The organism is Nostoc sp. (assembly GCF_036917435.1).
Taxonomy (GTDB): domain Bacteria; phylum Cyanobacteriota; class Cyanobacteriia; order Cyanobacteriales; family Nostocaceae; genus Nostoc.
The window spans coordinates 52971-66073 of sequence record NZ_JBALDM010000056.1 but is presented as its reverse complement, the minus strand read 5'-3'; the positions used below and the strand labels follow the sequence as shown (position 1 = coordinate 66073).

Here is a 13103-nt window from a genome sequence, read left to right as displayed (position 1 = left end):
ATTTAGTTTACTAAAAATTGTGTAGTATACCCAATCATCAATTGATTATTCAAAAACTACATCTTCGTAAAGTGCTGCCATTGTTTCCTCAAAATCCACGCTGTTGAGTCGAAATGATTGATGTTCTGCTGTGTACGATTGCAAAAGCCACAGCCCCTGCTCATTGCGTCGAAAACACTCGACTCGCTGACGTTTGGTATTAATTAATATATACTCTTGCAGACTTTCTAGTGTTTGATAATCAGCGAATTTGTCGCCCCGGTCAAATGCTTCTGTAGAATTAGATAAAACTTCGACAATTAAACAGGGAAATCTTTTATAACCTGGGGTTTCTCGATCTCGTTCATCACAAGTAACCATCACATCAGGATAATAAAAGCGATTTAGAGATTCAATCCGGGCTTTCATGTCAGCGATGTAAACACGACAACCAGAACCTCGGATATGATTACGGAGGAGAGCAAACAAGTTTCCAGCAATGGTAACGTGTGGATCGAGCGCTCCAGCCATTGCGTAGATGTAACCGTCTATATATTCATGCTTGATATTGCTCTGTTCCTCCATTTGAAGGTACTCTTGGGCGGTGAAGTAGTTTTGTTGGGGTGAGGCTATCATGTTGAAACTTCCAAGTTTGAGTGATGCTAATTTCTAGAGTAGCGTTTGCGATCGCTTGTAGATTTACACTTTAAACTAGAGCATAGACACATGCCTCTTTAAGCTCTTTACTCTGTGTCCTCTGTGTCTCTGTGGTTAAAAAATTACTTCGTACTGACGCAAAGCTACACCATAAGGGCAATTCATAAATTGCCCCTACCGGAAAATCAAGGTTTACTGATATATGTAATGAAAAATTCATTTACCAAAACAGCAGAATACCTCCGCCGAAATTTTCAAGAGTATTTGCGATCGCTAAATAATTGGTTTTTAGATACACCACAAAGATCGCTCTTAGAAGCTCAACAAGCAGCCCAGAGAATTAAAAACATCGAAGTAGAACATTTTGGCGGCAAAAAAATCTCGTCAGAATCAGAAAATTATACTGAGAATGTGATGTCTTTCTGGCAAGGATACCTTGACAAGAATTTAACTATTATTAATATCAGGCTTGCAGAGTTCCGGCTTAGTCGGGGAATTATCAATATCTCTAATTCTGCTTTATTAGACAACTTAAAACTTATTGATGAAATTGTAGAAAAATACGCTATTAAAGATGAAATAATTACTAACAGCGCCTTAGTATCCAATCCTCAATCACTACTAACTAACCAGAATAAAATTAGCAAACAGTCAGACTCATCTAATATTAATCTTAATCTTCTGCTTCTAAATCAAAAATCTGGAGTTTTATCTGGGTCTGGTAGCAGAAATATTGATAAAATTAAAAGAGAGTTCTTTCCACAGACAGAAGAAGAGTTTGTCAAAAATTACCGAGTTTCTAAAAATAGGACAAAAATTGCTATTAGATTTTTTATAGCTTTAATTATTATCCCCCTTTTGACTTTTATTTTATCTAAAAATTTATTAGTAATTCCCATATTAGAAAGGGTGAGAGGAGAGAATATATCTCAACTTTTCATCAATTCTGACATGGAAAAAGAAGCTCTCCATGAATTATCCAATTTTCAAGAAATTTTGAGGTTTGAATATTTAATAGATAAATCATTACCACTTTCTTCACAAGGAATAGAAGAAAAATTAAAAGATAAAGCAGTTGAGATAGCTGAGGAATTCCGAACAAAAAGCAATGACGCTATTAGTAATATTGTGTCCGATTTGATATCACTAATTTCTTTTAGTATATTTATTTTTCTGAGCAAAAAAGAAATTGTGGTGGTGAAATCTTTTATAGATAGTATTCTTTATGGACTAAGCGATAGTGCTAAAGCATTTTTAATTATTCTTTTTACAGATATATTTGTAGGATTTCACTCACCAGATGGGTGGGAAGTTCTTCTTCAAGGATTTGCAGAACATTTAGGTTTGCCAGCCAGTAGAAATGCTGTATTTGTATTTATTGCTACATTTCCAGTTATTCTAAACACCATCTTTAAATACTGGATATTCCGTTATCTCAGTCGTTTATCTCCATCAACATTAGCTACATTAAAAGAAATGGACGAGTAATTCTAAACAGAATTCTGAATTCTGTGTGAGTAGAGGATAACGAAGCTATGCCAGAGGCTTTAGGCTACGCTATCTGTTGCACGTCTGAATCCTCAAATCAATTGATTCTGAATTCTTCTTCAAAATTATTTTGACCTTATTCCAAAGCGCACTATGGATTTTGAAAGTAAAGCCAATACCCCAACTTCTACAGACAATATACAGTTTGCTCAACCAACCACTAGCCGTAAGCCATTGCAATTGCTGCGAGATACTGAGGCTTTACTACGCCGCCCAACTGTAGCAACACTGTCGCCGATTTTGCCACGAAAACTGAGCAATAAATTCCAAGCAACCTCATCTTTAGCAGATGAGTCCTTTAAGGAATTGGCAGAAATTGACCTAGATACTATTAGTGATTTTGAACTGCGACCTATCCGAATTCATGTTGGTTTAAGCTTTATTGGTTTTGGGGCGCTGATGATATTAGTGCTGCTGCTGTACTTAAACACCTTGCATCCCGAACTCAGCACTGGTGAGCAGATTCGACAATACTGGTATCAATATGTTTGGTTTGTCAGCTTGGGTGTTGCGGGGATGTTTATGTTGGGGCGGGAAGCGATGCGTCCTAATTCGTAATTATATTTACCGATTTGCGATCGCTACGCTATTGTAACTAAGTTTTATAGAAGGGATTTAAAAAGAGCTATAAAACTTGCTGATGAGAGAAAGGGAGCTAAAATTGCTTAAAAGTTATAAATTTGGAATCAAAATTATTTAATTAAGAAATTATAAGTTTCAGAAATTAGCACTTCACAATATGCTTCGGTATAAGCAGCAGTTAGGAACTTTTATATATATGAATTACGATGCCTTCATTGTTCCACCAGGTTCAAAGATTTCTCTGAAAAAAAACTATGATCCAGCTTATAAAACTGATTTTCATCAAAAAGCTGACGCTGCAATCAAATTACAGACAGATATTGAGCGATTAGCAAATTACCAAAATATTCTCTATGCTCAAAATACATATTCCTTGCTGATTATTTTTCAGGCAATGGATGCTGCTGGTAAAGATAGCACAATTAAACATGTTACCTCTGGCGTAAACCCGCAAGGATTTCAGGTGTTTAGTTTCAAGAGTCCCAGTACGGAAGAATTAGACCATGATTACCTGTGGCGAACAACTAAGGCTTTGCCAGAAAGAGGCCGAATTGGGATATTCAACCGCTCGTATTATGAAGAAACGCTAATAGTTCGTGTCCATCCAGAAATGCTGAGAAAGCAACAACTTCCTGACTTCCCTGATGGAAATAAGATATGGAAACAACGTTTTGAAGAAATTAATAACTTTGAAAAATATTTAGTAGACAATGGTGTGATTGTTCTAAAGTTCTTTCTCAATGTTTCTAAGTCAGAGCAGAAAAAACGCTTTTTAGAACGGATTGAATTGCCTGAAAAGAATTGGAAGTTTTCAGATAGCGATGTCAAAGAAAGAGCTTTTTGGGATGATTATATGAATGCCTATGAAGACATTTTCAATAATACTAGTACAAAATGGGCCCCTTGGTATATTATTCCTGCCGATCGCAAATGGTTTACACGCCTGGTAGTTGCCAATATCATCTGCACAAAATTAGAAGAACTAAATCTGCAATACCCGACAGTTAGTGATGAACATAAGCAGCAACTTTTGGAGGCAAAACGCATTCTAGAGCAGGAAGATGAACAGACAAGTTCAACAGATAAAGACAAAAAAAAGTAAATTAGTTCAATAAATCTCTTGTGGCGTGGGCATCTTGCCCGCCCTAGCTATGCAAATAAAATGCACGACAGCTTAAGCTCATTAAAACGCTTGTTTTAGTTGTTCATCTGTTAGAGAATTAATTAAACTTAACGGTAGTGGTTGTTGACTAATCTTATTCACATAATCTGAACTCAAATAAGAAAGGTAACTTGGCTGTCTGGCGATATAACTTTCAAAAAAGGGAATACTCAAAGCCTTAACATAACGACGTGCCAAAGCTGGACTAGAACCAATTACTTGTGTAGGAATAGGCACAACTGCATTCGGTGATTCTGCAATAGTAGAGAAGTGTGTGCCGCCATTGATTAGCGCTAAATATTTATTTTGAGTTGTTAACCAAATAAAAGGCTGAATTTGCTCTCGTAAAGCAGGGGTAACAGTATCAGCACTGCCAGATACAATCATCACGGGAATTTTAATTTGGCTGAGGCTAGCTTGACCAAAAATACTACTATCAACAGGATTAATTGCAATTACTGCTTTTATCCTTGGATCAGATAAGCTATTATAGCTACTACTTGGTAAATTGATAGCTAAACACTGAAGTAATAGCGAAACATTTAATGTATTTTCAAAAGTTGGACAATTGGCTTGTAGCTGCTGAAAATTAATCTTTGCGCCTGCTAATGCTAATGCTGTATATCCACCAAAGGATTGTCCTACTACACCAACTTCTTCTAGATTTAAACGCCCTCTAAATGTTGAGTTAGACTTTGATAATCGAGTTAGTTCATCTAGTAAATATTTGATATCTAAAGGTCTATCAATAAATTCTCTAGGATTGGTAACTCTATCTGCTGTACCTGCCAATAAAGCTTCTATTTGTTTTGAATTACTGCCAGGATGTTCTGGAACAGCAACTACAAAACCATAAGAAGCGAGATGTTCAGCTAAATATGCAAAACTTGTTCTATCGGAACCCAGTCCATGCGAAATGATAATTATCGAACGAGGCTTTTGGGCAATAGGAAGGTAAATATCGGCTGGAAAACTTCTATTACGGCTTAAGTCATTAAGAACAATAGTTTCCTTAGAAAAACGAAAATTTCCACTTTTTGCTAAGTCTATCAATGGAGCCGGATTAACTATAGCAACAGTTCTTGTTTCTTTTTGGGATTGTTGGTTAATAAGTGCTACTGCATCTTGTGTTTGATTTGCTAAATTCTGTATTGCATTTACAATTTCTAAACTCTGTCTTAAATTAATTGAAATTTCGCTAGCAGGAAATTTATTTAAGATATTTAAAAGAGTAAAATTATTTGAATCTGCGGCGGCTAAAATCAGTGCCGCGCGAATTGCATAAAACCCTGATAATCTAGATTCAGTCTGAATAATTTTACCTAATGTTTTTAATAAACGCTCACCAGTTGGTGTATAAAGAAACTGCGAAACAGCTACTTCGTTTAACTTAATAGGAGTTAGTAAGGTTTGACGCAGTTGAGTTAGTTGTTTTTTGTCTATATACTGACTGTATGCAGCCAACTCATCATCCATTCTGCCAGTTTTAGCATAGGTTTCAAGCGAACTAATTGAGATAGATCGTTCTAAAACACCGTAATTAAATTTTATCCGCTCTGCACCGAAAGCGGGATAAGTAATTAGTACAGGCAGTAATCCTACACTAAAAACCCTCAAAGCCAATTGCCAGACAGTTTGTTTACTTGTAATACGATTCATTACACGATACAGGCTGCTACCTTTTGCAATGCTTACGTTAGACATATTCTTTTCTATGATTCCACGCAGGCGCTCAGATTGCTCACATTTTTCCCTATTTAATACTGGAAATGCTAACAATACTTAGAGGATGTTTGAAAAGTCCTGATTGATGTATGAAATATTTTTTTACCCCACCTTAACCCTCCCGATATGTATTGGAACTAAATTTTCCGGTTTCCCACCTTTCCAAGGGGGGATTAAGGGGGGTAATATTGCGATTAAAATCACAGCCAACCACTTTTCAAACATCCTCTTAGTCTACAGGCTTATCAGCTAAGAAAATCGTTTCAGTGTTAACTACCTATAATTGGTGTGATTTTGCTAAATAGATAATTGATGCAGCTTTAGATACCTATGCCAAAGGTCAGGTTTTAAGGAAAATTTATTTTATCATCTATCTAAAGACATAGATGAGCAGCTATAATAGAAAGTTATGTATAGAGGTTATTTGATAGTAGATGTCTATACATAGTCTATTGCTAAAGCAACTTATTCTCGATAGTGTAATCAAAGGTAAATAAAAGTTAGTCGCAATAACGTAGATATTTATCCGACTAAAATCAATATTTTTCTGCGATCGCAATGAGAGAAAGATCAGAAGTTTATCAGGGTTGCATCTGAGCTATTATGAATAAATTTTCTTATAGCTTCCTAGAGACTTCTCGCAACTGCTCTACAGTTGTTGAAGTGTTGAACCTGAGAAGCTCTACCCAGCCAAATCGAGATGCTTTTACCTTGTTGTTACATGGGGAAGCAGAAAAAATGAAAAATCGGATTGAGGTTGATTTAGAAGTAGAAGTGTCTGTTGCAGACTTCTTTGAAGGCATGAGTCAGCTTAGGCTTGTGACTAAGATTCTTGCTCAACTGACAACAGATGCACTACCGTCAATATCCCAAGGTGTACCGTTAACTTTGGTGGTTGAGGATTTGAGTTGCCCTTCTGATAGCGATCGTAGCCAAGAGGCACAACCTTTGGCTATAAAATTAGCACAGCAGCCTTTCGACTTATCTGCTCAATCGCTTTTGCGGACTAAAATTTTAAAAATAAATGATAAAAATTATCAACTATTAGTCACTCTGTATCATATAATTGCAAATGGTTGGTCTATCAGTATTCTGATTAAAGAACTAGCCACCCTATATGAAGCATTCTCCAAAGGTAAAGTCTCCCCACTGGCTGAATTACCCATTCAGCATAGAGATTTTGTTAATTGGCAACAAAAATGGCTTGATAGCGAACGCATTCAACCGAAACTTGCTTATTGGAAACAAAAGTTAAGTGGTGAACTGACAGGTATTTTTGCGCTGCAATCTATAAAAAATAATCCCGCAGTCAGCCAGATTATTTTGCCCTCTCTCAGATATTCCTACGATAGAAAACCAGACTTAGCATTCTTACTTAAAACATTGGGTAGGCTTTGGTTAGCACGAGTGCAAATAGATTGGGCGGGATTTTATGCACATGAACATCGTTATCTTACTCCTTTACCTGCGTATCTCTTTTAAAAGAAAAACTACCTGAAATACAAGAATATCCAAGTGGAAATTAGTTGAAGTTATGAATATTAAAAAAGTAGGTGTTGTTGGTGCAGGAGTTATGGGAATAGGGGTTGCACAAAACCTTGCTCAAACTGATCATCAAGTTATTCTGGTAGATATTTCAGAAAATATCCTAGATAAAGCTAAACACGAAATCAGGAATAATATCCGCTTTCAGGGTTTTTTCAAAAAAAGCGTAGGCGAAGCGAGCCAAAGACATCGCCAAGAGTCTCCAGATAGGATCATTGAGAAAATAGAGTTTTCAACAAACTATAAATTTTTAGAAAATGTAGATTTTGTTGTAGAAAATACCACCGAAAAATGGGATATTAAAAGAGAAGTATATCCTCTTCTAGATTCTATCTGTCCAGCAGATTGTGTATTCGCTGCTAACACATCAGCAATTCCCATTACTCGAATAGCTTCAGTTACCAAACGTGCTGATAAAGTTGTTGGGATTCACTTTATGAATCCTGTACCCATGAAGCCGATGGTAGAGATGATTCGTGGATATCATACTTCTGAGACAACAATTGAGACAGCAAAGCAAATGCTGACTCAGATGGGTAAAGAATGCATCCTTGTTAATGATTCACCAGGTTTTGTTTCTAACCGCGTGTTGATGTTAACTATTAACGAGGCTGTTTTTCTATTACAAGACCAAGTTGCGACAGCAGAAGATATAGACAAAATCTTTAAAAGCTGTTTCGGTCACAAAATGGGGCCTTTAGAAACAGCAGATTTGATTGGTCTAGATACCATTTTATTTTCTATCGAAGTCTTGCACGAAAACTTTAACGATAGCAAGTACAGACCATCTCCTTTACTCAAAAAAATGGTGGATGCCGGATTGTATGGTAGAAAAAGCGGTCAAGGATTTTACGTATATCAATAAATAAGGAATATCAAGACTCATGAGTGAAATTCAAGCTAAAATAAAAACTTTTCTTTCCAAATTTTTTGGTAATCATGACTTACAGCAAGATGAAGATATTTTTGCTTCGGGTTTTGTAAATTCTATGTTTGCCATGCAACTTGTTTTGTTTGTAGAGCAAGAGTTTAAAATTGCCATTGAAAACGAAGACTTAGAGTTTGAAAATTTTCGCACAATCAACTCTATAGCCAATTTAGTTGAACGTAAAAGTATACTCACAATTCATTCCTAAATGAATAAAAGTTACCATTTATGATGGCAAGCTTAAGAACTATAAAACTTTTCCTGAAAGTAGGTCTAGAGTATCTATGAAGATTGAAACTAGTAAATCAATTTTGAAAACAAAAAATCCTAGTATAAGAGAATTTTTAGATATGCCTGTTTGTTAGCATCACTCGATTTTTTGAAAAAAGTCATATTATGAAACTAGAACTATCTACTCAACAAAAAAACGCTCAATATGAATTTAGAGCTTTTGTGAATGAAGAAATATTTTCTAATGCTGGCGAATGGGATAGGAAAGAGTTTACTCCGCCAGAGATAATTAATAAAATAGCTCAACGTGGTTTTCTCGGTGCTATATTACCCCAAGAATATGGGGGCATAGGAATGGACATAATTACTTATGGTATTCTCAATGAAGAAATAGGACGGGGATGTTCTTCTATTAGGAGTTTGCTGACAGTTCACAACATGGTTGCTCATGCTTTGTGTAAATGGGGTAATAAATCTCAAAAACAATATTGGCTTCCCAAACTTGCATCTGGAGAAATCATCGCAGCTTTTGCATTAAGCGAACCCAATGTAGGTAGCGATGCCAAAAGTGTAGAAACAACAGCAAAACTTGTTGGTGACACTTATATATTGAATGGATATAAAAAATGGATTACTTATGGACAAATAGCAGATATATTTTTAGTATTTGCGAAATGTGAGGGTAAACCGACTGCTTTTGTAGTTGAGAAAAATACTCCAGGCTTTTCAGTTAAACCAATGTCTGGTATTTTAGGTGTTAGGGCTTCAATGTCAGCAGAATTGCAGTTTAATAACTGCCAAATTCCTCAAGAGAATTTAGTCGGTAAATTAGGTTTTGGATTTTCTTACATTGCTGCTTCTGCACTTGATTATGGTAGATATAGCGTGGCATCTGGTTGCGTAGGTATTGCTCAAGCTTGTTTAGAAGCTTGTCTAAAGTATACAAATGAACGCAAACAGTTTGGCGTTTATCTTAAAGAACATCAATTAATCCGTCAAAAGATTACTCAGATGATAACTCAAGTGAAAGCAGCAAGACTATTATGTTATCAAGCTGGCTATCTTAAAGATATTAACGATCCTAACTCGATTACAGAAACTTCTATCGCTAAGTACTTTGCATCCACAGTAGCTACAAAAATAGCAAATGATGCAGTGCAACTTCATGGTGGGAATGGTTGTAGTAGCGAGTACCCCGTTGAGAGATATCTACGAGATTCTAAAATTATGGAAATTATTGAAGGTAGTACTCAAATTCAAGAAATCACTATTGCAGAATCAGGTTATCAAGATTATCTTTTTACAACTGTTACTACTGCTTTAGATAATAAATTAGTCGAGAAAGTTTAAGATATGATTAGTATTCAAGAACAAGACTTAAATAGTAAGCAAAAAGACCAAAAGTTTATTAAATGTGTCGTGTGGGATTTAGATAATACTCTATGGGATGGAGTTTTGCTGGAAGATAAGGAAGTTTCTTTGCGAAAAAATATAATAAATCTTATTCACACATTAGATAATCGTGGTATATTACAATCTATAGCTAGTAAGAATGATGCTGCTACGACAATAGCTAAACTGGAAGAGTTTGGTTTAACAGAGTATTTCTTATATCCTCAAATAAATTGGAATTCTAAGGCTTCTTCTTTACAAGAAATTGCTAAGTTACTTAATATTGGAATGGATGCGATCGCATTTATCGACGATCAATTATTTGAGCTAGAAGAAGTTCAATTTAGCTGCCCACAAATCCTGTGTATAAATGCAGATAAAATAAACTATATCTTAGATATGCCAATCATGAATCCCCGTTTTATTACGGAAGATTCACGAATTAGAAGATTGATGTATATTAGTGATATTGAACGTCAAAATGCTGAGAAAGAATTTGTTGGCGCAACAGACGAATTCTTGGCTACTCTCAACATGAATTTTACTATTTCTTCTGCTCAAGAAGAAGACTTACAGCGTGCAGAAGAATTAACATTACGAACTAACCAGTTAAATACAACTGGTTATACTTACTCTTATGACGAACTCAATCATTTTCGTCAATCAAAGAAGCATAAGCTGCTAATTGCAAGTCTAGAAGATAAGTATGGAAGCTATGGAAAAATCGGTTTAATTCTGATTGAATGCCAGCCTAAATTATGGACAATCAAGCTTTTGCTAATGTCTTGTCGGGTTATGTCGAGAGGAGTGGGGACAATTATGCTCAATCATGTTATGAGTCTGGGTAAAAGCAATAATGTCCGTCTTTTGGCTGAATTTGTACCAAACGATCGCAATCGAATGATGTACATATCTTATAAGTTTGCTGGGTTTAATGAAATTGAGAAGAATGGCAATTCAGTTATTTTTGAAAATAATTTAACTAGAATTCAGGCTGTTCCTGGGTATGTACAATTTCAAGTGATTGATTAGGTTAGACGAACCGCCATATCTACGAGAGGCTTATGCCAACCGATAGCGTTCTGTTACCTTCATGTTTCCCGGAGAAGGTGCGCTGTATGCAGACATGGGCTGTTCCGTAAGCAGATATAAACGATTGCTGGCGTTGCTGAATTAAGGGATGATTCTTGTGGGGTGGGCATCCTGCCCGCCCATGTTGCCCATCTCACAAAAATAGTAAAATCATCCCGCAAATATGCAACGCCCGATTGCTGATATTTGCCAAGTAATACTCCAAGTTGAAAATGTCGGAATTCATGATAACTTCTTTTAACTCAGCCGTCATTTATTGCTATGAGTTTAAGTTCATAGCAAATTGCAAAAAGCATTTCAGAGAGACTTCTCAATGATTTAAATGTTTTAGTATCCTACCATCAGTCACTTAGCTAAATATCTGATTCAATATTCAAGCGAACAACCATCTTTTAGACAACATTATCATCGCCCTAAAAGTAGAAGTGCTTCTGTGTAACAACGCAAACAAGCTAGTAAATAACATCGAGCAGCGACAAACTATAAAGGCGTTTCATTACAACAATGTACTGAAAAATAAACCAAAATTATTCAAGGACGCAAGATGACATTAAGCAAACAAGAATTGTCGAACCAGAACTACTTTTTTGAGCCTGATCAAGCATTACACAATGATATTAAAGAACAAGTAATGCAACTCTTTTCTTCATCGAATCAGGCAATATCTATTGAAGAAAAAATCGAGCAAATCATTAATGGTTTTTCTGAAGATTTTTTAACTACAGTCAATTCTAATAGTCGGGTTGAATTAAATTATTTATTAGGGAATTTTTCTGATAGTAAAATACCTGTTGAACCTGTTAACTTTGAGAACTATCTTCAAGACTTAGGCAACAATGTTGTTGCTCACTCAATCCATACATCCTCACCACGATTTATCGGTCACATGACCTCGGCGCTTCCTTCTTTTGTGCGCCCAATGGCAAAATTGATGACGGCAATGAACCAAAATCCCGTTAAGATAGAAACCGCTAAAGCTCTAAGCTTTTGTGAACGTGAAGCTTTGGCGATGTTGCATCGACTGATTTACAACTTTTCTGATAATTTCTACGCTCAACATATTCAAAATAATCTGAGTACACTAGGAATTTTAGTTTCTGGTGGCACAGTGGCAAATATCACAGCACTTTGGTGTGCCCGAAATGCTTCTTTAGGAGCGAAAGATGAGTTTCTTGGTATAGAAAAAGAAGGTTTAGCCGCAGCCCTTGATTTCTATGGCTACAAAGGAGCGGTGATTATTGGCTCGGAGTTGATGCATTTTTCCTTTGATAAAGCTGCGGATTTGATGGGTATTGGTATGCAGAGTTTAATTAGAATCCCCACTGACAATAAGAATCGAGTTAATATCAAAGCGTTGCGCCAAACTGTTAAAAATTGTCTTGCCAAAAACCTGCTGATTATCTCTATTGTGGGCGTTGCTGGTACTACAGATTCAGGTGGAGTGGATTCCTTAGCTGATATTGCCGAGATTGCACAAGCAGCTAATGTTCATTTTCATGTAGATGCTGCTTGGGGTGGGCCACTCATTTTTTCTGAACAACATCGTCATAAACTTGCTGGCATCGAAAAGGCTGATTCAGTAACTATTGATGGGCATAAACAACTATATCTGCCAATGGGTATTGGTATGGTCTTTCTACGCGATCCTTATATAGCAACAGCTATCGAAAAGCAAGCTAGCTACACCATGCGTAAAGGTTCATTTGATTTAGGTAAACGTGCTTTAGAAGGTTCTAGAGCGGGCATGGCTTTATTTTTACATGCTGGGTTAAATTTACTTGGACTTAAGGGATATGAATTTTTGATTGATGAAGGCATTAGGAAAACTCAATATATGGCAGATAGCATTTCTAATATGCCTGAGTTTGAGTTGTTAGCAATACCTGACACAAATCTGCTTCTATATCGTTACATACCAGAACATTTGAGAGAACGTGTTATCAAAAATGAATTAACAGAAAATGACAACCAAGTAATTAATGATTTTAATGAATATTTACAAAAGCTTCAGCGTCAAACTGGCGATACTTTTATCTCCCGGACGACAAAATCAACCATAAAATCAGGAAGAGAGATTCCTGTTGTTGCTCTGCGTGCAGTGATTGCTAACCCATTAACAAAAGAAGAAGATATTGATGCAGTTTTAAAGGATCAGATTCAAATTGCTGCAAAGATTTCAATTTTAAAAGACTTTTCTTAGCCAACAACTTTAGATAATAATTGTTTGATACCATTTCAGTATGGACATTGCACAGTAGATGA

The 13103-nt window shown here is 36.0% G+C and carries 11 protein-coding genes; 9 read left to right on the top strand and 2 right to left on the bottom strand.

Features of this window, described 5'->3' with window-relative positions; translation table 11 throughout:
- Positions 1-45: 45 nt before the first annotated feature.
- The gene (locus tag V7K98_RS26870; RefSeq protein ID WP_335027521.1) at positions 46-615 is read right to left on the bottom strand and encodes a Uma2 family endonuclease; all 570 of its coding nucleotides are present in this window, start codon (positions 613-615) and stop codon (positions 46-48) included.
- A gap of 189 nt (positions 616-804) precedes the next feature.
- On the opposite strand from V7K98_RS26870, the gene V7K98_RS26865 reads away from it, so the two are divergent.
- From V7K98_RS26865 to V7K98_RS26855, 3 genes are all read left to right on the top strand, one after another.
- Positions 805-2124, top strand: a complete 1320-nt coding sequence (locus tag V7K98_RS26865) for a proton extrusion protein PcxA (RefSeq protein WP_335027519.1) — start codon at positions 805-807, stop codon at positions 2122-2124.
- Positions 2125-2277: 153 nt separating this feature from the next.
- Positions 2278-2742: a hypothetical protein gene (locus V7K98_RS26860; RefSeq protein ID WP_335027517.1), complete on the top strand. Its 465-nt coding sequence runs from the start codon at positions 2278-2280 to the stop codon at positions 2740-2742.
- Positions 2743-2962: 220 nt separating this feature from the next.
- Positions 2963-3868, top strand: a complete 906-nt coding sequence (locus tag V7K98_RS26855) for a polyphosphate kinase 2 family protein (protein ID WP_335027704.1) — start codon at positions 2963-2965, stop codon at positions 3866-3868.
- A gap of 81 nt (positions 3869-3949) precedes the next feature.
- On the opposite strand, the gene V7K98_RS26850 is transcribed toward V7K98_RS26855, so the two are convergent.
- Positions 3950-5587: an alpha/beta hydrolase gene (locus V7K98_RS26850; RefSeq protein ID WP_335027702.1), complete on the bottom strand. Its 1638-nt coding sequence runs from the start codon at positions 5585-5587 to the stop codon at positions 3950-3952.
- Between the two features lie 669 nt (positions 5588-6256).
- Here V7K98_RS26850 and V7K98_RS26845 point away from each other — a divergent pair.
- The 6 genes from V7K98_RS26845 to panP all read left to right on the top strand — a co-directional run bounded on the left by V7K98_RS26845 (position 6257) and on the right by panP (position 13041).
- Entirely contained in the window at positions 6257-7135 is an 879-nt protein-coding gene (locus V7K98_RS26845; protein WP_335027515.1) for a condensation domain-containing protein, read from the top strand.
- A 52-nt stretch (positions 7136-7187) separates the two neighbouring features.
- Positions 7188-8063 (top strand): 3-hydroxyacyl-CoA dehydrogenase family protein, encoded by an 876-nt coding sequence (locus V7K98_RS26840; protein WP_335027513.1) that lies wholly within the window; start codon positions 7188-7190, stop codon positions 8061-8063.
- 19 nt (positions 8064-8082) lie between these two features.
- A complete protein-coding gene (locus tag V7K98_RS26835) occupies positions 8083-8334 on the top strand; it encodes an acyl carrier protein (protein WP_335027511.1) in 252 nt (83 codons plus the stop codon).
- 188 nt (positions 8335-8522) lie between these two features.
- On the top strand, positions 8523-9707 hold the full coding sequence (locus V7K98_RS26830; protein ID WP_335027509.1) for an acyl-CoA dehydrogenase family protein: 1185 nt from the start codon (positions 8523-8525) through the stop codon (positions 9705-9707).
- Positions 9708-9710: 3 nt separating this feature from the next.
- Positions 9711-10781: an HAD-IIIC family phosphatase gene (locus tag V7K98_RS26825; RefSeq protein WP_335027507.1), complete on the top strand. Its 1071-nt coding sequence runs from the start codon at positions 9711-9713 to the stop codon at positions 10779-10781.
- Between the two features lie 604 nt (positions 10782-11385).
- The gene (gene panP, locus V7K98_RS26820; protein ID WP_335027505.1) at positions 11386-13041 is read left to right on the top strand and encodes a pyridoxal-dependent aspartate 1-decarboxylase PanP; all 1656 of its coding nucleotides are present in this window, start codon (positions 11386-11388) and stop codon (positions 13039-13041) included.
- Positions 13042-13103 lie beyond the last annotated feature (62 nt).

Excerpts from the sequence above, each read along its gene's own strand:
- V7K98_RS26835 (WP_335027511.1), top strand. The coding sequence starts at position 8,083 with ATGAGTGAAATTCAAGCTAAAATAAAAACTTTTCTTTCCAAATTTTTT.
- V7K98_RS26850 (WP_335027702.1), bottom strand. The coding sequence starts at position 5,587 with ATGAATCGTATTACAAGTAAACAAACTGTCTGGCAATTGGCTTTGAGG.
- V7K98_RS26825 (WP_335027507.1), top strand. The coding sequence starts at position 9,711 with ATGATTAGTATTCAAGAACAAGACTTAAATAGTAAGCAAAAAGACCAA.
- V7K98_RS26860 (WP_335027517.1), top strand. The coding sequence starts at position 2,278 with ATGGATTTTGAAAGTAAAGCCAATACCCCAACTTCTACAGACAATATA.
- V7K98_RS26855 (WP_335027704.1), top strand. The coding sequence starts at position 2,963 with ATGAATTACGATGCCTTCATTGTTCCACCAGGTTCAAAGATTTCTCTG.
- V7K98_RS26845 (WP_335027515.1), top strand. The coding sequence starts at position 6,257 with ATGAATAAATTTTCTTATAGCTTCCTAGAGACTTCTCGCAACTGCTCT.
- panP (WP_335027505.1), top strand. The coding sequence starts at position 11,386 with ATGACATTAAGCAAACAAGAATTGTCGAACCAGAACTACTTTTTTGAG.
- V7K98_RS26870 (WP_335027521.1), bottom strand. The coding sequence starts at position 615 with ATGATAGCCTCACCCCAACAAAACTACTTCACCGCCCAAGAGTACCTT.
- V7K98_RS26840 (WP_335027513.1), top strand. The coding sequence starts at position 7,188 with ATGAATATTAAAAAAGTAGGTGTTGTTGGTGCAGGAGTTATGGGAATA.
- V7K98_RS26830 (WP_335027509.1), top strand. The coding sequence starts at position 8,523 with ATGAAACTAGAACTATCTACTCAACAAAAAAACGCTCAATATGAATTT.